The organism is Clostridium sp. X (assembly GCF_055755365.1).
In genome coordinates this window covers 2691081-2711754 of the sequence record NZ_CM146912.1, presented here as the reverse complement: position 1 = coordinate 2711754, position 20674 = coordinate 2691081, and the positions used below count along the sequence as shown (strand labels likewise).

Here is a 20674-nt window from a genome sequence, read left to right as displayed (position 1 = left end):
TATTGAAAAAGGAGAAAGATAAAGTGAAGATAATTCCTTTAGGCGGTCTAGGGGAAGTAGGAAAAAACATGACGGTTATTGAGTATAAAAATGAGATAATCTTAATAGACTGTGGTCTGAAATTTCCAGATGACGAGATGCTTGGAATAGATGTAGTAATACCGGATATTGGATATTTAACAAAAAATAGAGAAAAAGTAAAAGGAATATTTCTAACACATGGGCATGAAGATCATATAGGATCATTACCGTATGTATTAAAACAGCTAGATATACCGGTGTATGGAACTAAGTTAACACTGGGAATAGTAGAAAATAGATTAAAGGAAAGTGGTCTTTTAGCTACATCAACTTTGAATCGTGTTCAACCAAAAGATATTATAAAACTTGAACATTTATCAGTAGAATTTATTAGAACAAGTCATAGTATAGCAGATGCTGCTGCACTTGCTATTCATACACCTGTAGGAGTAATTTTACATACAGGAGATTTTAAAATTGACTACACACCTATTGATGGCCAAGTTGCCGACTTAGCTAGATTTGCAGAATTAGGGAAAAAAGGTGTAGCTATTATGTTGGCAGATAGTACAAATGTAGAGAGAACGGGTTATACAATGTCTGAAAGAACAGTAGGAGAAGCTTTTGAAAATATTTTTGCAAAGGCTACGGGTAGAATAATTGTGGCTACTTTTGCATCAAATATTCATAGAATTCAGCAAATAATTACTGCTTCTTCAAAACAAAATAGGAAGGTTGCAGTATCAGGAAGAAGCATGGAGAACATAGTTGCAGTAGCTTCTGAACTTGGTTATCTAACCTTTGATGAAGGAATACTAATAGGTATAGATGATATTAAAAGATATCCTAATGATAAAATAACTATTATAACTACAGGCAGTCAAGGAGAGCCCATGTCAGCTCTTTCGAGAATGGCTTCTGCAGACCATAAAAAAGTAAGTATAGTTGAAGGTGATATGATTATAATATCAGCCACTCCAATACCGGGTAATGAAAAGCTAGTTTCAAAGGTGATTAATTTACTGTTTAAACAAGGGGCGAATGTAATTTATGAAGCTTTAGCAGATGTTCACGTTTCGGGGCATGCATGTCAAGAGGAATTAAAATTAATGCACACTCTTGTAAAACCTAAGTTTTTTGTACCCGTACATGGTGAATATAGAATGTTAAAACAACATGCTGAACTAGCATTTAAAATGGGCATGCCGGAAGAAAATATTTTGATCGCAGAAAATGGAGATGTAATAGAAATTACTAGAGATCAGATAAGAAAAAATGGTACTGTAATATCAGGGCAAGTTTTTGTTGATGGATTAGGTGTAGGTGACGTTGGAAATATAGTTTTAAGAGATAGAAGACACTTATCGCAGGATGGTATTTTAACTGTAGTTGTAACAATTGCAAAAGAAAGTGGAAAAGTTATAGCTGGACCAGATATAATATCTAGAGGTTTTGTATATGTAAGAGAGTCAGAAGATTTGATGGAAGAGGCTAGAATTATAGTAAGAGATGCTTTAAGAGAGTGTGAAGAAAGAGCTATTACTGAATGGGCAGCTATTAAGTCTAAGATTAAAGATGTATTAAGAATGTTTTTATATGAAAGAACAAAGAGAAAACCTATGATATTACCTATAATTATGGAAGTGTAGATAGAATTTATTTAAGCTATAATTAGTATTTATTTAAATATATTGAAAAATATTGAAGAAATATGCTTGATATTAAGGATTTAGATGACAAAAAATAATAAAAAAACTACAAAGATTGACTTTTTAAGCATATAGCATTAGAATAGATATGTTAATCATAAAATTGGGTACTAAGTGTATCCAATTTTTATTTGGGAGGAAATATAATGGAATTATTCACTAGAAATGATATTAGAAATTTAGCAATTATTGCTCACGTTGACCATGGAAAGACAACTTTAGTTGACGCGATGCTTAGACAAAGTCACGTGTTTAGGGAAAATGAAAAAGTTCAAGAGAGAGTTATGGACTCTAATGATTTAGAAAAAGAGAGAGGAATAACTATATTATCTAAAAATACTGCTATAATGTATAGTGGAGTTAAAATAAATATAGTAGATACACCGGGACATGCTGACTTTGGTGGAGAAGTTGAACGTGTTCTTACAATGGTAGACTGTGTATTATTAGTAGTTGATGCTTATGAAGGACCGATGCCGCAGACTAAATTTGTTCTTAAAAAAGCTTTAGAGTTATCATTAAGACCAATAGTTGTAATAAATAAAATTGATAAACCTAATGCAAGACCAGAAGAAGTAATAGATGAAGTTTTTGATCTGTTTGTTGAACTTGGAGCTGATGATGAGCAACTTGATTTCCCTATAGTTTATGCATCTGCTAGAGATGGTTTTGCAAAGAAAGAAGTAGAAGATGAAAGTGAAAATATGACTCCATTGTTTGATGCTATAATAAAGAATGTAAAAGCACCAACAGGTTATATAGATCAACCACTTCAATTATTAGTTACTACAATTGATTATAATGAATATGTAGGAAGAATAGCTATTGGAAGAATAGCAAGAGGAAGTATAGCAAGAAATCAACAAGTAGCAATAGTGCAAAAAGATGGTTCAAAGAGAACTATTAAGATATCAAATTTATATGTATATAATGGACTAAAAAGAGAAGAGGTTCAAGAGGCTAAATTAGGAGATATAGTTGCTGTATCAGGAATTCCAGATATTAATATAGGGGAGACGATAGCAGATGCAAGTAATCCAGAAGCTTTAGCTTTTGTAGACATTGATGAACCGACTCTTAGTATGTACTTTATGGTTAATGATTCACCATTTGCTGGTCAAGAAGGAGAATATGTAACTTCAAGACATTTGAGAGACAGACTATTTAAAGAGTTAGAAACTAATGTAAGCTTGAGAATAAAAGAGAGCGACTTAGGAGACTCATTTGAAGTAAGTGGAAGAGGAGAACTTCATTTATCAATTTTAATTGAGACAATGAGAAGAGAAGGTTATGAATTTCAAGTTTCAAAGCCATCTGTTATTTTCCGTGAAGTAAATGGTAGAAAACATGAACCAATAGAGTATCTTACTATAGATGTTCCAGAGGAGTTTATGGGAGTTATAATGGAAAAGTTAGGACCGAGAAAAGCAGAAATGGTTAATATGACTTCTGCTGTTAATGGATACTCTAGACTAGAATTTAATATACCAGCAAGAGGGTTAATTGGTTTTAGAAATGAATTTATGACTGATACAAAAGGTAATGGTATAATGAATCATGTATTTGAAGGATATGAAGAATATAGAGGAGATATACCAGATAGAACTAGAGGATCACTTATAGCTTTTGAAACAGGAGAAGCTATAACATATGGACTATTTAATGCTCAAGAAAGAGGAAGATTATTTATAACACCTGCTACACCAGTTTATTCTGGAATGATTGTTGGTGAATGCTCAAGAGCTGAAGATATTGATGTTAATGTATGTAAGAAAAAGCACTTAAGTAATACAAGATCTTCAGGTTCTGATGATGCATTAAAACTTATACCAGCAGTACAAATGAGTTTAGAGCAATGTTTAGAATTTATAGCTGCAGATGAGCTGGTTGAAGTTACTCCGAAAACTATAAGAATGAGAAAAAAATTACTAGATAGTACAGAAAGAAAAAGAGCTTCAAGAAATAAATAATTAATATGGAGTGTAGTAATGAAAAGGAAAAAATTAGTCATTATAATTACGTTAGTTATTTTGTTAATTTTTCTTGGAAATAAACTAAAATATGACATGAATTATCCTTTTACTAACAAAAGTAATGAATCTCAAATATTGGTAAACAATGGAGATTCATTACTTAATGTTGTTAGTAAAATGAATGATGAAGGTTTGATAAAAAATGAGTTTTTATTAAAAATATATATTAAACTCTCTAGATTTAATACCAATATCAAACAAGGTGAGTACAGCATAAAAAAGGATATGTCAATTCAGCAATTTATAAATATGCTAAACACTGGAACGGAACATAAAGATTTTGTTCAAGTGACCATACCAGAAGGGTACGATATTGAAAGTATTGCAGATTTACTACAACAAAAAGAGATTATTGAAAGAGAAGAATTTTTAAAGAGTTGTAAGGAGTACAATCTCCCAAACTACATAAAAGCTAATTCCAAGGTAAGATATGCATTGGAAGGATATTTATTTCCAGATACCTATAAATTAAAAAAGAATTCTAATGGAATTGAGATAATTGAAAAGCTGATTAAAAGATTTGAATATGTTATAGATGAAATAGGAAGAGACGGGAATGATATTAAGGACATATCAGAGGTTATAACAATTGCTTCTTTAATTGAAAAAGAAGCAAGAGTAGATGATGATAGAAGTAAAATAGCCTCTGTTATTAAAAACAGAATTTCTAAGAGAATGATGCTTCAAATAGATGCGGCAGTTATATATGCTATAGGCGAACATAAAAAAAGTTTAAGTCTAAATGATTTAAAAATAGATTCTCCTTACAACACTTATAAAGTTACAGGACTTACTCCAGGACCTATTTGTAGTCCAGGAAAAGAATCCATTAAGGCGGCTTTAAAACCAGATGACACAGATTATGTATTCTATGTGTTAGAAGATGATAAAAGACATTATTTTACAAAGAACTACAATGACTTTTTAAAAGCTAAACAAAAATATAAAAATAGAATAAAATAGTTTTCTTTTGTAGATAGTAAGTTGGAAGTTATTTGGGAGGGATTTTTATGAGTGGGATATCACAAGATTATGTAGTAGACTATATTAGAGGTTTAGTCAAAGAAGATTCTGAGATATTAAAGGAATTAGAAAAGTATGCTCATGAGAATAATGTACCAATTGTTCAAAGTGAAGTAGCTAATTTCTTGAAACTAATGATTCAAATTCATAAGCCTAAAAAAATATTAGAGTTGGGAACCGCAATTGGATACTCATCAATTCTGATGAACATAGCAACTAATAATACCTCTCTTATAACGACTATAGAGAGAGATAAAAAAATGATAGATATAGCAAGAAAAAATATTTCAGATTTAGGATTAGAAGATAAAATAGAGGTAATTGAAGGGGATTGTTTAGAAGTACTTTCAACTCTGAAATATGAATATGATTTCATTTTTATGGATGCTGGAAAAGGGCATTATAATGAATTTATGCCATACTGCTTAAAGTTGCTAAAAAAAGACGGAATAATAATTGCTGATAATGTTCTCTTTAGAGGAATGGTTGCATCTGATGATTTAGTGAAAAGAAGGAAGATCACAATAGTTAAAAGAATGAGAAGTTATCTTGAAACAATCTCCAGTGATAAAAGCTTGTTAACCTCTGTAATACCTATGGGAGATGGTATAGCAGTAACTACAAGGAGGGATTCAGATGATTAAGCCAGAAATATTAGCGCCAGCTGGCAATTTAGAAAAATTAGTAACTGCAATAGATTTTGGAGCAGATGCTGTTTACTTAGGTGGAAGTAAATTGAATTTAAGAGCATTGTCAGATAACTTTGGTGTAGAAGACTTAAAAAAAGGTATAAAATATGCTCATGATAGAGGCAGAAAAGTATATGTTACTATTAATGTTTTTGCACATAATGAGGATTTGATAGGCCTTGAAGATTATTTAAAAGAGTTATATGAAATAGGTGTGGATGCTATTATAGTATCTGATCCTGGAATTATAATGACTGCAAGAGAAGTAGCGCCAAACTTAGAGATTCATTTAAGCACACAAGCTAATAATGTTAATTATAAATCCGCTGAGTTTTGGCATAAAAATGGAGTAGAAAGAATTGTTCTTGCAAGAGAACTTTCTCTAGATGAAATTAAAGAACTTAGATCAAAGCTTTCACAAAGTTGTAAAATTGAAGCGTTTGTTCACGGATCTATGTGTATGGCATATTCAGGAAGATGCTTATTATCTAACTATATGACTGGTAGAGATTCAAATAGAGGAGTTTGTTCTCAACCATGTAGATATAAATATAATATAGTAGAAGAAAAGCGGCCTGGAGAGTATTTTCCAGTTCATGAAGATGAGAGAGGAACATATATCTTTAACTCTAAGGATTTATGTATGATAGAGCACATTCCAGAGCTAATAGAGGCAGGGATAGATTCCTTTAAAATTGAAGGAAGAATGAAAAGTACTTTTTATGTAGCTTCGGTAGTGAAGGCGTATAGAGAAGCAGTAGATGCTTACTTTTTAAATCCAAAAGAATATAAATTAAATTCAAAGTGGATGGAGTACTTAATGAAGCCAAGTCATAGACAATACAGTACTGGGTTTTATTTTGGAGAAACAGACAAACAAATTTATGAATCATCATCTTATATTAGAGAGTATGATATTATAGGTGTTGTAAAAGAATACGATGAACAAAATAATATTGCTACTATTGAGCAAAAAAATAGAGTTTTCAATGAGGATATTGTTGAAGTTTTAAGACCAGAAGGAGATAGCTTTGAAGTAAGCTTAAAAGATATGAGAAATAAAAATCGAGAAAGTATTGAGGCAGCAAGAAATGCTGAAATGATATTTACAGTGATTACAGATATTAAGTTGAGAGCAAAAGATATACTTATAAAATCCAGAAAATAAATAATCTATGAATTAACGAATAAAACACTTCTATCCGGGCTAAAATTTAGCTGGAAGGAGTGTTTTTATGTTAAATGAATTAGATAAGAAAAGATGTTACATAATTTTTAGTATATTATTAACTTTATTTGTGATTTTATCTATAAGAATAGTGAATTATAAATATTTTAAATCGGAAGATCTGGCACTTATGGTTCAGAATCAATATCAGTATAAAGAAAAATCATCAGAATTAAATTATTTATTACTAGATTGTAATGGTAAGGATTTACTTAATTATTCTCAAGTATATTATGCAGTTATCGATCCATTTACATATTCCTTAAATAATAAATATTCTAAGGATGAAGATTTAGAAGCTCTAAAGATAATATTAAAAAGTTATAATCCTGAGTATGATATTGATAAAGAGATTCTGAAAAATGAAAGCTCAAAAATAAAGTGGATAATTGATGAAAGCACATATAATAGTGTGAAAAAAGTAACAGGAGTAAATGGATTTTACTCATATAAGTATTCATCCATTGATAAAGCAAATTCTTGGTGGAATGTAGAGAATTTAATTACAAATCCTAATAGAATAGAGGAGGGTGTATTAAAGCCTAAGTCAGAAGACTCTATAGAAATGCAAATAGTAAATAAAACTAAGAATAATAAAGAGTCTTATAATGTTTTTAATAAAGATGTTAATGGAAATATAACTAGTGAATTTACAGCACTGCCTGAAAATAATATTAATATTAGACTTACTATAGATAAATATCTGCAAACAAATATAAAAAAAACATTAACAACTGCACCATATAATAAGTTTGATCAAATAGGGGTAATTTTAATGGAGGCAGATACAGGTAAATTAAAGGCTATGGTTCAAAAAGATGACAGTAAACCCAATGTAAACATTGGAGCTAGCACTCAAAATGGTTTTTTTGCAGGATCTATATTTAAAGTTTTAGTTGAAGAAGCAGGTATAGAAACAAATACATTATCTTTAAGTAAATTATATGAACATAAAAATTTTGGAGGATTGTTTGAGGAACATGAAGACAAAAAAAGTAAGAATATAAAAGATGCCTTTATAAAATCCTCAAACAATGTTTTTGTTCAAATTGGTGAAGATGTAGGTATTAAAAATATTGATAAACTTTCAAGAAATCATGGATTATATGAAAAAGTTTTAAATCTTGATATGGAAGAAAAAGGCAATCTGGAATTAAACCTAAAAGAAGCTAAAGATGATGGAGGGGATAGTCGACAAGCTTATATAGGACAAAAAACAAGAATAACTCCTATTGAAGCTATAAGTATACCAAATACTGTGGTAAATAAAGGCATATATATAAAGCCATATATTATAGATGCATATGTAGATAATAATAATAACCTTGCTGAAGAAGTATCTACTGAAAAAAATCAAGTTATAAGTCAATCTACAGCAAGCCTTTTAAAAAAGCAAATGATAGAAGTTGTAGCAAATGAAGATGGAACTGGTAAGAGAGCGTATATAGATAATATTGAGGTTGGAGGAAAGACTGGTACATCTATGAGAATTGAAACTATAATAGATGAAGCAAATAAGGAGTCAAAATATAATGACTATTATGACGGATGGTTTGTAGGTTTTTTTAAAGTAAAAGATAAATATTATTCAATGGTTGTGTTTGTTGAAAATATAGGTAAAGATATAAATGCATCTGGTACAGCTGTACCATTATTTAAAAAAATTATAGAAGAAAATTATGATTATTTAAATAAATTTTAGCTGCACTTGCAAGTTTTATTAACTTATGATTTAACCCTGTCATTAGAGTAAAATCTAGTGTAAGGGTTCTTTTGATCTTTTGTAAAAGGAGTAAGAAATTAAGCATAGAATATTCCAAATTATCATAAGTTTATATTTTGAAAATACATAACAAGGAGGCTATAATATGTCATTTGAACTATTTTATAATAATAAAACACAGATTAATGATTTGATAGAAAAATATAAACAAGGTAAATTAGTTTTAGTATTAGGAGCAGGAATATCTAAAAGTTTCAATATTCCTGACTGGAACGAACTTTTAAGTAAACTTTTAATTAATCACTTTAAAACCTCAGAGGGTTTTAATAAAGAATTTGAATCTGAAATAGTTGAGGTATTCAACTATATGAATAAAGATAATGAGCTTAAAAAAGGTAGGTATATACAAAGTTTATATGAAAAAGATAAGGAGCCCTATGCACTTGAAAATAATGTAAGGGATACATTATATAAAGAAACAAAGATTGGAGACACTAGTACTATTGATAATATAGTACTGCTCATTCAGTCGCTAAAAGTTAACTCGGTCATCACTTATAATTATGATGATATCTTAGAAAGGCGCTTATATATTAAAAATCCTAATTTTAAAGTTAAATCCCTACATGGAGAATCACAAGATTTTAATAAAGATGAATTTCCAATATATCATGTACATGGATTTTTACCGGAAAGTAGCATTTTAAATGAAAATAATAAAATAACATTTGGAGAAAAAACATATCATGATCAATATTTAGATATATACAGTTCACATAATATAATACAAATTACCAAGTTTAGAGAAAATTCCTGTCTATTTATTGGAGTATCTTTAAGAGATCCAAATACAAGAAGATTACTGGATTTAGCAAATAAAAAAGAAGGACATTATATATTTAGAAAAAATGTAAATTTAGTAAATGCTGAGAACAATACGAGTTTACAAAGTGTAGAAGATAAAGAGAAAAGTGAATTATTACTTAAAACTCGAAGACTTCTTAAGGATTATGAATCCATTGATGCATATTCATTTGGAGTGAATACAATATGGGTAGATGAATATGATACTGATATACCTAAAATACTACAAAAAATAGTAGGAGAAGAAAGTATTTTAGAACAAATTATACAAAATGATATTATTAAAGATATTTGGATTGAAGATGGATTAACTAAGAATGATAAATATGTAAAAATATCATTAAAAGTAGAGAAATCAGATAGATATGGTATATTTATTGGCGATAAAAATCTTCAGTATATAAGAGCAAAGAACTTTTTCCATGGTCTTGTCAATTATACAGATAATGAAGTTATTATATCAAAAATCCAGATACTTTATATTTAAAGTTGAAAATAATATATTTAAAAAAACATCTTGTCCATAGGAAAGTTTTTGAGTGTTACTTAATATTATAGTAATAAGCACTTTTAGGGGGATGTTCCTGTGTTCTTAATAAATTGTATACTAGATGTAATTGGTAACATGATGTTCCTAACTGCTTATATAAGTAATGGAACTTCATTTCCTCAGCCTTTGGACGAAAAAGATGAAAAAAACTATTTAAAAAAGCTAAAAGAAGGAGATGTATTGGCCAAAGGAGTTCTTATAGAAAGAAACTTAAGACTAGTTGCACATATTGTTAAAAAATATTCTTATCCACATAAGGATATCGATGATTTAATTTCTATAGGTACAGTAGGGCTTATAAAAGCAATAGATTCATTTGATACCTCTAAAGGGACTAGATTAGCTACTTATGCTGCTAGATGCATTGAAAATGAGATATTAATGTTAATTAGAAATACAAAAAAGATTAAGAGTGAAGTCTATCTTCAAGACCCTATAGGAATAGATAAAGAAGGTAATGAAATTTCATTAATTGATGTCTTAAGTAGCGAAGAAGATTCCATAATTGAAGTAGTTGAAAACAGAATACAAGTAAAAAAACTGTATGATAAAATTAATCAATGTCTAACAGATAGAGAAAAGATAATAATTAAAATGAGATATGGCTTATCAGATGGTAAACCTAGGACTCAGAGAGAAATTGCTGCTTTACTTGAAATATCGAGATCGTATGTATCTAGAATAGAGAAGAGAGCACTTAAAAAAATGTATAAGGAGTTCGTATCAACCAATAATAAACAATCTTAATAACAAGAGGTTACTAATAACCTCTTGCTATTTTTAGCGAGTAAGTAGATTCTAGGAAAAATATTCTAATAAATTAAATAATTATCAAGATACAGTACTTTACATATTAAAGTTTGAAAAAAAAATACGATGAATAAGTATAGTATAATTTAAAATAAAACAAGTGTATATTAAATTGCGGAGGAAAGAACTTAATGACATTGAATGAACTATTAGAAAAAACAGTTTTAGAAAACGCCTCAGATCTGCATTTAACAGTAGGAACTGCGCCTATATTAAGAATTAATGGTGAATTGGTAAAAGTAGGAGATGACAAGCTAAAAATTCAGGATACTGAAAAATATATAAAAGAATTACTGGGTGAATTGTATGATGAGTATGATAAGCTTGGGGAGATGGATACTTCAATCTCATTGCCTGGAATAGGGAGATTTAGAGTAAATGCATATAAACAGAGAGGAAGCCATGCTGTAGCAATTAGATCTGTAGCATTAAAAGTTCCAACATTATCAGAATTAAAATTACCAACTGTTGTTAGAGAATTAACTCAAAAGAAAAGGGGACTTGTTTTAGTTACTGGACCAACTGGAAGTGGTAAAAGCACTACCCTTGCAGCAATGATAAACGAAATTAATACATCTAGGTCAGCACATATAATTACTTTAGAGGATCCAGTTGAATTTTTACATAAACATAATAAATCAATAATAAATCAAAGAGAAATTGGAAGAGATACATTATCATACAAAGCTGCATTAAGAGCTGCCCTAAGGGAAGATCCAGATGTTATTTTTGTAGGAGAGATGAGAGATTTAGAAACAATATCTATAGCTATTACTGCAGCAGAAACAGGACATTTAGTTTTATCAACACTGCATACAATAGGAGCGGCCAAGACTATCGATAGAATAATTGATGTTTTTACCCCACATCAACAACAACAAATAAAAATTCAGTTAGCTACTGTATTGCAAGGTATTATTTCACAACAGCTAATACCAAGAAGTGATGAGAAAGGAAGAGTTGGTGCTTATGAAATAATGACTATAAACGCAGCTATACAAAATTTGATTAGAGAAGGAAAGACTCATCAGATTCAATCATCAATTCAGACTGGAAGCAAATATGGAATGAAAACTATGGATATGAGCATAGTTGAACTATACAAAGCTGGATTAATAACCTATGAAAATGCATTAACATATTCTATTGATAGAGATATGGTTAAAAGAATGATTGAACTATAGTTTAGTCGTAATTAAATATTGAAAAATGAAAAGCCATTATATAAAAATCTAGTATATATAAGAAATTTATGCTAAAATGAAAATTAGAAAATGAGAATAATAATGGAAATAAATTGAATTTAATCAAAAAGATTGATTATTTTTGTGGTATTTTTTAAAAATATATAAAAATAATATTAAAATTTAAAGGGAATAAGCTTTTTTTGTTGAATATAATATTTAAAGCGACTTCTGTAAGGGAGGGAAATCCAGGTGCACGAGTATATAGTAGGACTTGATATAGGCTCATCGAACGTATATGGTGCTGTTGGAGAAGTAGACATTGGTGGAGAAATTCGTATTGTTGGAATTACTGCAGTGAAATGTAAGGGGTTAAAAAAATCAATTGTTGTGGATATAGATAGTACAGCTCAATCGATAAGAGAATGTATTAATAACTTAGAGAGAATGGTAGATACTAAAATATCCAATGTATATATAACTCTGCCTGCAGCAGTTAATGAACTTGTATGGAATAAAGGAATAGTAGCTGTATCTTCTAATGATAGAGAAATAAGAGAAAATGATGTCGCAAGAGTATTAGAAGCAGCTAAATTAATACCAGTTCCTTCTGATAAAGAAATCATAGGGGTAGTTCCTCAACAGTACATAATCGATGGCTATGATCACATAGTTGAACCTATAGGTATGAGCGGAATGCGATTAGAAGTTGATGCTCAAATAGTAATTGCACAAAGCACTATAGTAAATAATCTTAGAAAAAGTATTGATAGGGCAGGTTTAAATTTAGTTGGAGAAGTTTTACAACAGCAGGCGATATCATTATCAGTATCTAAGAAAGAAGAAATGGATATGGGAATTGCATTTATTGATGTAGGTGCTCAGACAACGGATATATCTATTTATAAAAGAGGGAATCTTTCTTATACTAGTATGATTCCTTTAGGTGGAGATAATATCACAAATGACATATCATTATGTTTAAAAATACCTTTTATAGAGGCTGAAAAATTAAAAATAAAATATGGTGAATTGAGCGATAATATTGATAGCAATTCTAAAATTAAAGTAAATGCAGGATATGATAATTCTATAGAGATAGATTTTTTATATCTAAAAAAGATTATAGAGGCTAGATCAGAAGAAATATTATATTATGCAAAAGAAAAAATAAAAGAAAGTAAATATTTTGATGAAATTTCCGGGATAGTTATCGTTGGAGGTGGATTAGCTCTTTTCAAGGGTGTTAATGCATTTGCTTCTAAAATTCTGGACAAGTCTGTAAGAACGGGTTCGCCAAAGTATACTGGAGCAGTAAGTCCTATGTACTCTACAGTAGTAGGTATTGTTAAGGATGTAATTAGTACACTAAAAATAGACAAAAAAGTAGATGAAGATAGACGTGTTAATGATAATGTAAAAATTAAAAGTAGTAAAACGAAACAAAGTAATGAACGAGGGTTTGTTTTAAAAATAAAAGAATTTTTTACAGACTTTTTTTAACGAGGAGGTATTTATTGTGCTAGATTTCGATGTAGATGTTCAGCAGTTTGCACAAATTAAGGTAATTGGATGTGGTGGCGGCGGTAACAACGCTGTAAATAGAATGATTTTATCAGGTCTTAAAAATGTAGAATTTATAGGTATTAATACGGATAAACAAGCACTAGCTGTTTCACAAGCTATGCAAAAGATACAAATTGGTGATAAGTTAACAAAAGGATTAGGTGCAGGTGCTAATCCAGAGGTAGGAAGAAAGGCTGCAGAAGAAAGTAAGGATGAAATTTCCCAAGCTATTAAAGGCGCTGATATGGTATTTATAACAGCTGGAATGGGTGGTGGAACTGGAACTGGAGCAGCGCCAGTTGTGGCTGAGATTGCTAAGTCAATGGGTATATTGACAGTAGGTGTTGTAACTAAACCATTTCCTTTTGAAGGTAGAAAAAGAATGCTTCATGCAGAGATGGGAATTAAGGAGTTAAAAAATACAGTAGATACACTAGTTACTATTCCAAATGAAAGATTATTAAGTATGGTTGATAAAAAGACTTCATTAGTAGAAGCTTTTAAATATGCAGACGATGTTTTGAAACAAGGTGTTCAAGGTATATCTGACTTAATTACTATTCCAGGATTAGTAAATCTTGACTTTGCAGATGTAAGAACTATTATGCTAGATAAAGGTTTAGCCCACATGGGAGTAGGCACAGGAAGCGGAGATAATAGAGCACAAGAAGCTGCGAAACAAGCTATATCTAGTCCGCTTTTAGAAACCTCAATTGTAGGAGCAACAGGTGTGTTATTAAATGTAACCGGTGGACCTGATTTAGGATTATTAGAAATAAATGAAGCGGCTGAAATTGTTCAAGAAGCAGCAGATCCAGATGCTAATATTATATTTGGAGCTGTTATAGATGAGAATTTAAAAGATGAAATTAGAATTACTGTAATTGCTACTGGTTTTGAGGAAAAAGCGCAAAGCTTTTCTAAAGTAGTACAATCTAATACCCCTATAGTTAAAGATAAAGAAGAAAATTATTTTAATTCTAAAAATCAAGAAAAACAATTTACAGAAGAAGTAGCTGCAACAAGAGACTTTAATCAATCAGATTTAGAAGTTCCAGCTTTTTTAAGAAGATATAATAAATAATAAAAAAGATGCCAAATATGGCATCTTTTTTATTATGGTCCATTTTTTGGAGTATGCTATCAAAAGTTGAAGGATAAAAGTGGAAATACAATATAGAAAATGACAAAATTTTAAAACTATTAGTTATATAATATTTTTGAAGGGGGAAGGGAGTTGATAATATACCTAGATGTTTTATTAATAGAAAATTTCATAGTAAATATATTTCTGTTGTATATTACAACACAAACTTTAAGAATAAATACAAAGCTAAGATATTTAATTTTAGCAGCTTTGATAGGAGCAATGTATGCTATTGGTGCAGTATTATCTAATTTTCATTATTTCTTCATGGTGCCTCTTAAGTTTATCACTGCCATTATTATGATTTATATTGTATTTAGAAAAAATAAAATAATATTTATAATCAAAGGGTCAATTTTATTTATACTTTTTTCTATGATGTTAGCTGGTTTATGTATTTTTATAGAATTAAATAATAATATTAGCTCAATCACAATATTTAATAAGTTTTCATATAAAATTCTTCTTTCAGCAATAATGATAATATACGTAATCGTACATAGAATAATTACTCATATAAGCGAGAGAAATGAATTAGAGAATCTAATATTCGATATTGAAATTGTTACAGAAGATAATATAAAAAAATTAAGAGCCTTTTTTGATACGGGAAATGAATTAAGAGAACCTGCAACAAATTTACCCGTTATAATTGTTGAAAAAAGATTATTTTTAGATGAAGAAATAAATGAAAAAAATAAATTTATAATACCATACAGAGTAGTCAGTGGTGACGGTGGAAGGTTAGAAGGATTTAAGCCTCGGTATGTAAAAATATACAATAAAGAAAAAGTTTTTGAAAGGCAAGTGATTGTTGCGTTTTGTGATAATCATTTATCAATTATGAATGATTATAATGCATTATTATCAAGAGGAATTTTATAGGGGGGAGTATTTTTGCTTAGATTTAAAATTTTTTTAAATAGGATACTATCAAAGTTTAAGATTTTCTTTAAAACAGTTTATTTTATCGGTGGGAATGATGCGTTACCACCTCCGCTTTCAAAAGAAGAAGAGGAAAATTTAGTTTCAAAGATTATTGATGGCGATGACAGTGTGAGAACAATTCTAATCGAGAGGAATTTGAGACTGGTAGTATATATAGCCAGAAAATTTGAGAATTCAGGAGTTCCAGTTGAGGATTTGATATCTGTAGGAACAATTGGACTTATTAAAGCAGTGAATACGTTTGATCCAGAGAAAAAAATAAAGTTAGCCACATATGCATCAAGATGTATTGAAAATGAAATACTAATGTACTTAAGAAGAAATAATAAAGTAAAGGCTGAAATTTCTTTTTATGAACCCTTAAACACAGATTGGGATGGAAACAAATTATTGTTATCAGATATTTTGGGTACAGACAATGATATAGTATATAATCTGATAGAAGATGAGGTGGATAAACAACTTCTTTTCATTGCTATGAAGAAATTAAGTGAGAGAGAGAAAGAAATTATTAAGCTTAGATTTGGACTAACCGGTAAAGGAGAGAAAACACAAAAACAAGTTGCTGATATATTGGGAATTTCTCAGTCCTATATTTCGCGTTTAGAAAAAAGAATTATTAGACGATTAAAAAAAGAAATAAATAAAATGGTATAGATTGTCCGTGGTATAAAAAATGCTCTCTAGGAAATACTTAAAATGCGACTACTTTGAGGGAGCTGATATAATTGATGATTAATAAAGTAGAAATATGTGGAGTGAATACATCAAAACTTCCTATTTTAAAAGAAAAGGAAATGAGAGAATTATTATTAAAGATGAAGGACGGTGACAACGAATCAAGAGAAAAATTTATCAGAGGAAATCTAAGATTGGTTTTGAGTGTAATTCAAAGATTTAATAATAGAGGCGAAAATGTAGATGATTTATTTCAAGTGGGTTGCATAGGGCTTATTAAGTCTATTGACAACTTTGACTTAAGTCAAAATGTAAGATTTTCTACTTATGCTGTTCCAATGATAATAGGAGAAATAAGAAGATACTTAAGAGATAATAACTCTATTAGAGTAAGCAGATCTTTAAGAGATATTGCATATAAAGCATTACAGGTAAGAGATAGATTAATAAACAAAGATAATAAAGAACCAACAGTATCACAGATAGCTAAGGAATTAAATATTCCTAGAGAAGATGTTGTATTTGCACTTGATGCTATTCAAGATCCGGTATCTTTATTTGAACCTATTTATCACGACGGAGGAGATGCTCTGTATGTAATGGATCAAATAAGTGATAGTAAAAATATTGATGATAGTTGGATTGAAAATATATCTATAAAAGAAGCTATGAAAAGATTAAATGATAGAGAAAAATTAATACTAAATATGAGATTTTTTCAAGGGCGTACTCAAATGGAAGTTGCAGATGAGATAGGTATTTCGCAAGCACAGGTATCGAGACTTGAAAAAACAGCATTAAAACATATGAGAAAGCATATTTAAGAGCCTTAGGGCTCTTTTTCAATCTGTGCGTCCAGCAAAGCTGGACCATGCTCACTGGTGAAAGTCCAGTCAAGGTAATTGCCAAGAAGCCTTGTAGCCAACCACCAAGCATAGTAGAAATACTAGGTTTGAAGCGTGGAGGTAAAGTAACCCGAAAGGGTGCGAGCAAGAATACAGGTCGTAACATAAAGTGAATTCTGCCGTATCGTTAAAAAGGACTGCGAAAGCAGACAAAGAGGAAGTCGAGCCTTGAGATTGTGGGCGAAGACCATGGAAGATGGGAAGAACTTGGAAAGCACCATCTAAGAATCCTCCGGTATAAGGGAAGCGACATGTATTTACAGTATGGTTCGGAACTGGAGAGACCTTACTCTGCACTGCTATCGCAGTAAAGTGAAAGCATATAAGCCGAAGGTGAAGTTGTTATTTCAGCAGAGAAGGAGTCGGAGGAGTTCATACTACCAATAACTATGCAGACAACAAAACTGCATATAGGGAAGGAACTCTACTTTATTCAAGTTTTCAAAGGAGGTAAGAGTGAGTGAATGCGAAAGCTAACAACACCATAGACAAAGTTCGAGAACTTCAGAGAAAACTATATCTAAGCGCCAAAACTAATAAGAAACGAAAGTTTCATGCACTATATGACAAAATATATAGAGCAGACATTTTATTAAAAGCATGGAAATAAGTTAAAGCCAACAAGGGAACTAGTGGGATAGATAAAGTTTACATTGAAGACGTGGTTAAATATGGAGAGATGAAATTTCTTAGGGAAATACAACAGGAGTTAATGGAAAATCGCTATAAACCTAGACCGGTGGAAAGAGTATACATTCCTAAGAAAGATGGTAAGAAAAGACCACTTGGAATACCAATAATCAAAGATAGAATAGTTCAAACAGCTACTAAAATAACTATTGAGCCTATATTTGAGGCAGACTTCAAGGAATATTCGTATGGTTTCAGACCTAAGCGAAATCAACATTAAGCCTTAGATGTTATAAGAAAGAAATGCAATAATAAAGGCTGGTGGGTACTCGATGCAGACATTAAAGGTTATTTTGATAATATAAATCATGATAAATTAATGCTGCTGATTGAACAAAGGGTATCAGACAGAAGAATATTAAAACTTATAAAGAAGTGGCTTAAGATAGGGGCAGTAGAAGATAATGAGTATATAGAAAGTGAAATTGGCTCGCAGCAAGGCTCTTCAATAAGTCCGTTACTCTAAAATATATACTTAAACTATTTTGATATTGTTTGGGATAAATACTACAAACACCTTGGCACACTTGTGAAATTTGCTGATGATTTTATTATTATCTCAAGAACAAAGAAGGAAATATACCATGCATATAATGCAGTTAAGAAAATCTTCGAGAAGTTAGAACTAGAATTACATTCCCATAAAACTAAATTTGTCAATATGTGGGATGGTAAAGAGGGATTTGATTTTCTGGGGTTTCATCATAGGCGTAGCCTTGTGGAAAGTGGAAAAGGACAAAGATTTAACACTACAATACAAGTTCCAACTCAAAAGGCTATGAAAAGTATGAGAAAGAAAATAAAAGAAGTTCTCAGTAATAGGTCGACTTTAAAGATGGATATATATGACTTAGTGAAGACAATGAATAAGAAAATAATAGGTCTAAAGAATTACTATAACTTGAAATATGCAGGAAAACAGTTAAATAAAATAGATTGATATATTATACAGAAATTTACTGTTTGGTATAACCATAAGAAACAAAGAAGACCTCGACATAAAGGTCTGAAAGAGGTAATGAATATTCTTAATGAAATGGGATTAAAGAAACTTTCTTCTTAGAGGGCATAATGCCTTAGAAAGAAGAATATCGGAAAGCCGTGTGCGGGAAAATCGCATGCACGGTTTGATGAGGGGAAGAAGGAAAATAAATTTTCCTTCAACCTACTCTACTTATTATTTGTATAAATTTTTAAAATAAATATAAATTTTACATATGATTGAGTAAGAAGTAATATATATTAATTAAATTTAAAATTTATAAGGAGATGAGATTATGTCGTTATATTCTGTAAACAATATAAGGGCTATGGAGGTTATTGATATTAATACAGGTTCAAGATTAGGTTACATAAAAGATTTTTTAATAGATTCTTTAGAATATAAAATATTGTCCTTAATTATTCCTAAAGAGAAAAATTCATGGTTTTCTAAAAATAACATTATTGAGATAGAATGGGACAAGGTTGTTAAGATTGGTAGCGATGTTATTCTTGTAAATATTGATGAATTTACAGTAGATAATAAGTAGTAGTAATATAGAATTATAAATAGTATAATAACATCAAAAGAAAAAAAGGATGTGATATTTTGAAGTGTCCATATTGTACTTTTGAAGAGAGTAAAGTAGTTGATTCTAGGTCAACCGAAGATAATAAGGCCATAAGACGCAGAAGAGAATGTTTAAAATGTTATAAAAGATATACTACATATGAAAAAATAGAGGACATACCTATTTTAGTAATCAAACGAAATTCTAGTAGAGAATACTTTGATAAATCCAAGATAATTAATGGTTTAATTACAGCTTGTCAGAAAAGACCTGTTTCAAGAGTTCAAATTGAATCTATAGCTGATGAAGTTGAAAAAAAGATGAGTAATGATATGGTAGCTGAAATTAAATCGGAAGCTATTGGAGAAATGATTATGGATAAACTAAAAGAAATTGATGAAGTTTCTTATGTTAGATTTGCATCAGTTTATAGACAATTTAAGGATGTTAATACTTTTATTGAAGAGATAAAAAATTTAATGACAGATAAACAATGCCCTAATATTTAAAATATAGGGTATTTTCTTTTGTTAAATATAAGTTAAAAAAGTTAATTTATTTATTAATATTTTAAATAATCTATCATTAATGTTAAAATAATATGTATAGAGGTGTTGTATGAGCAAAATAAATTTTTCAATAATTGAGAATAAATATAGATTTATAAAGTTTAAAGAAGGTGATGTCTATTTTTACTTCTCTACCGCCCAAAATGGACTAAATTTCAATAAAAATACAAATGAAGGAATTTCTAATTTAAATAATTTAAGAGAATGGTTTAATTTAGATAATATAGGATATCTTAATCAGACTCATAGTGATATAGTTCATATCTTCCATGGGAAGATTTGTGATGGTGATGGAATTATTACTAATGAAAAAGGGGTGGCTGTTGGAGTATTTACTGCTGATTGTGTTCCTATATTAATATATGATAAAGGCAGAGGAGTAATAGGGGCTATACACAGTGGATGGAAAGGTACCTATAAATACATTTTAATTAATGGAGTAAAGAAAATGATTGAAGAGTATGGTACTAATATTAAGGATTTAAGTATTTATATTGGACCTCATAATATGGAGTGTTGCTATGAAGTTGGAGATGATTTAATAGAAGAATTTAAAAATCAGGAAATTTACAAGAATGTTAGTATATCAACTGGTAAAAATATAAGCTTGAAAAATTGTATTATAAAGCAATTAAAAAGTTTAGGTATAGAGGAAAATCAAATAACATCAATAGATATATGTACCTATTGTAATAATAAATTTAATCTACACTCCTATAGAAAGCAAAGAGAGAATAGTGGAAGAATGTTTTCATTTATATATATGAATAAATAATTTGGAGGT

Annotated in this window: 20 protein-coding genes and 1 pseudogene; all 21 read left to right on the top strand. The window is 29.8% G+C overall.

Annotated features, from left to right (window positions below; genetic code table 11):
• Window positions 1-2 precede the first annotated feature (2 nt).
• The 21 genes and pseudogenes from ACX0KU_RS13680 to pgeF all read left to right on the top strand — a co-directional run bounded on the left by ACX0KU_RS13680 (window position 3) and on the right by pgeF (window position 20665).
• Window positions 3-1670 carry a ribonuclease J gene (locus ACX0KU_RS13680; RefSeq protein WP_472990531.1) on the top strand — a complete coding sequence of 556 codons (1668 nt, stop codon included), beginning with the start codon at window positions 3-5 and terminating at the stop codon, window positions 1668-1670.
• Window positions 1671-1876: 206 nt separating this feature from the next.
• Entirely contained in the window at window positions 1877-3700 is a 1824-nt protein-coding gene (gene typA, locus ACX0KU_RS13675; protein ID WP_472990530.1) for a translational GTPase TypA, read from the top strand.
• 18 nt (window positions 3701-3718) lie between these two features.
• Window positions 3719-4726 carry an endolytic transglycosylase MltG gene (gene mltG, locus ACX0KU_RS13670; protein WP_472990529.1) on the top strand — a complete coding sequence of 336 codons (1008 nt, stop codon included), beginning with the start codon at window positions 3719-3721 and terminating at the stop codon, window positions 4724-4726.
• A 47-nt stretch (window positions 4727-4773) separates the two neighbouring features.
• A complete protein-coding gene (locus ACX0KU_RS13665; protein ID WP_472990528.1) occupies window positions 4774-5430 on the top strand; it encodes an O-methyltransferase in 657 nt (218 codons plus the stop codon).
• A complete protein-coding gene (locus ACX0KU_RS13660; protein WP_472990527.1) occupies window positions 5423-6643 on the top strand; it encodes a peptidase U32 family protein in 1221 nt (406 codons plus the stop codon). The genes ACX0KU_RS13665 and ACX0KU_RS13660 overlap by 8 nt, the downstream gene beginning before the upstream one ends.
• Before the next feature lie 67 nt (window positions 6644-6710).
• Entirely contained in the window at window positions 6711-8405 is a 1695-nt protein-coding gene (locus ACX0KU_RS13655; RefSeq protein ID WP_472990526.1) for a penicillin-binding transpeptidase domain-containing protein, read from the top strand.
• 166 nt (window positions 8406-8571) lie between these two features.
• Complete coding sequence (locus ACX0KU_RS13650) at window positions 8572-9777, top strand: SIR2 family protein (protein WP_472990525.1); 1206 nt, start codon at window positions 8572-8574, stop codon at window positions 9775-9777.
• A gap of 99 nt (window positions 9778-9876) precedes the next feature.
• Complete coding sequence (gene sigK / locus ACX0KU_RS13645) at window positions 9877-10587, top strand: RNA polymerase sporulation sigma factor SigK (RefSeq protein ID WP_472990524.1); 711 nt, start codon at window positions 9877-9879, stop codon at window positions 10585-10587.
• Window positions 10588-10781: 194 nt separating this feature from the next.
• Entirely contained in the window at window positions 10782-11834 is a 1053-nt protein-coding gene (locus ACX0KU_RS13640; RefSeq protein WP_472990523.1) for a type IV pilus twitching motility protein PilT, read from the top strand.
• Window positions 11835-12086: 252 nt separating this feature from the next.
• Window positions 12087-13337 (top strand): cell division protein FtsA, encoded by a 1251-nt coding sequence (ftsA, locus tag ACX0KU_RS13635; protein WP_472990522.1) that lies wholly within the window; start codon window positions 12087-12089, stop codon window positions 13335-13337.
• 16 nt (window positions 13338-13353) lie between these two features.
• Window positions 13354-14484 (top strand): cell division protein FtsZ, encoded by a 1131-nt coding sequence (gene ftsZ / locus ACX0KU_RS13630; RefSeq protein WP_472990521.1) that lies wholly within the window; start codon window positions 13354-13356, stop codon window positions 14482-14484.
• Between the two features lie 153 nt (window positions 14485-14637).
• The gene (spoIIGA, locus tag ACX0KU_RS13625) at window positions 14638-15432 is read left to right on the top strand and encodes a sigma-E processing peptidase SpoIIGA (protein WP_472990520.1); all 795 of its coding nucleotides are present in this window, start codon (window positions 14638-14640) and stop codon (window positions 15430-15432) included.
• A gap of 12 nt (window positions 15433-15444) precedes the next feature.
• Window positions 15445-16152 (top strand): RNA polymerase sporulation sigma factor SigE, encoded by a 708-nt coding sequence (gene sigE / locus ACX0KU_RS13620; protein WP_472990519.1) that lies wholly within the window; start codon window positions 15445-15447, stop codon window positions 16150-16152.
• Between the two features lie 71 nt (window positions 16153-16223).
• A complete protein-coding gene (gene sigG, locus ACX0KU_RS13615) occupies window positions 16224-16997 on the top strand; it encodes an RNA polymerase sporulation sigma factor SigG (RefSeq protein WP_472990518.1) in 774 nt (257 codons plus the stop codon).
• 541 nt (window positions 16998-17538) lie between these two features.
• A complete protein-coding gene (locus tag ACX0KU_RS13610; RefSeq protein WP_472990517.1) occupies window positions 17539-17688 on the top strand; it encodes a hypothetical protein in 150 nt (49 codons plus the stop codon).
• A 102-nt stretch (window positions 17689-17790) separates the two neighbouring features.
• A complete protein-coding gene (locus ACX0KU_RS13605) occupies window positions 17791-17988 on the top strand; it encodes a hypothetical protein (RefSeq protein ID WP_472990516.1) in 198 nt (65 codons plus the stop codon).
• 12 nt (window positions 17989-18000) lie between these two features.
• Window positions 18001-18459, top strand: a pseudogene (locus tag ACX0KU_RS13600) (reverse transcriptase domain-containing protein); the annotation flags it as partial.
• 87 nt (window positions 18460-18546) lie between these two features.
• On the top strand, window positions 18547-18708 hold the full coding sequence (locus ACX0KU_RS13595) for a group II intron maturase-specific domain-containing protein (RefSeq protein ID WP_472992460.1): 162 nt from the start codon (window positions 18547-18549) through the stop codon (window positions 18706-18708).
• 337 nt (window positions 18709-19045) lie between these two features.
• Window positions 19046-19300, top strand: coding sequence for a YlmC/YmxH family sporulation protein (locus ACX0KU_RS13590; RefSeq protein ID WP_472990515.1), 255 nt, complete (start codon window positions 19046-19048; stop codon window positions 19298-19300).
• A 59-nt stretch (window positions 19301-19359) separates the two neighbouring features.
• Window positions 19360-19830 (top strand): transcriptional regulator NrdR, encoded by a 471-nt coding sequence (nrdR, locus tag ACX0KU_RS13585; protein ID WP_472990514.1) that lies wholly within the window; start codon window positions 19360-19362, stop codon window positions 19828-19830.
• 109 nt (window positions 19831-19939) lie between these two features.
• Window positions 19940-20665, top strand: a complete 726-nt coding sequence (gene pgeF / locus ACX0KU_RS13580; protein ID WP_472990513.1) for a peptidoglycan editing factor PgeF — start codon at window positions 19940-19942, stop codon at window positions 20663-20665.
• Window positions 20666-20674: the final 9 nt, after the last annotated feature.

Excerpts from the sequence above, each read along its gene's own strand:
- ACX0KU_RS13655 (WP_472990526.1), top strand. The coding sequence starts at position 6,711 with ATGTTAAATGAATTAGATAAGAAAAGATGTTACATAATTTTTAGTATA.
- typA (WP_472990530.1), top strand. The coding sequence starts at position 1,877 with ATGGAATTATTCACTAGAAATGATATTAGAAATTTAGCAATTATTGCT.
- ACX0KU_RS13650 (WP_472990525.1), top strand. The coding sequence starts at position 8,572 with ATGTCATTTGAACTATTTTATAATAATAAAACACAGATTAATGATTTG.
- ACX0KU_RS13590 (WP_472990515.1), top strand. The coding sequence starts at position 19,046 with ATGTCGTTATATTCTGTAAACAATATAAGGGCTATGGAGGTTATTGAT.
- ACX0KU_RS13605 (WP_472990516.1), top strand. The coding sequence starts at position 17,791 with ATGGAAAATCGCTATAAACCTAGACCGGTGGAAAGAGTATACATTCCT.
- ACX0KU_RS13595 (WP_472992460.1), top strand. The coding sequence starts at position 18,547 with ATGAAAAGTATGAGAAAGAAAATAAAAGAAGTTCTCAGTAATAGGTCG.
- ACX0KU_RS13640 (WP_472990523.1), top strand. The coding sequence starts at position 10,782 with ATGACATTGAATGAACTATTAGAAAAAACAGTTTTAGAAAACGCCTCA.
- mltG (WP_472990529.1), top strand. The coding sequence starts at position 3,719 with ATGAAAAGGAAAAAATTAGTCATTATAATTACGTTAGTTATTTTGTTA.
- ACX0KU_RS13665 (WP_472990528.1), top strand. The coding sequence starts at position 4,774 with ATGAGTGGGATATCACAAGATTATGTAGTAGACTATATTAGAGGTTTA.
- pgeF (WP_472990513.1), top strand. The coding sequence starts at position 19,940 with ATGAGCAAAATAAATTTTTCAATAATTGAGAATAAATATAGATTTATA.
- ACX0KU_RS13660 (WP_472990527.1), top strand. The coding sequence starts at position 5,423 with ATGATTAAGCCAGAAATATTAGCGCCAGCTGGCAATTTAGAAAAATTA.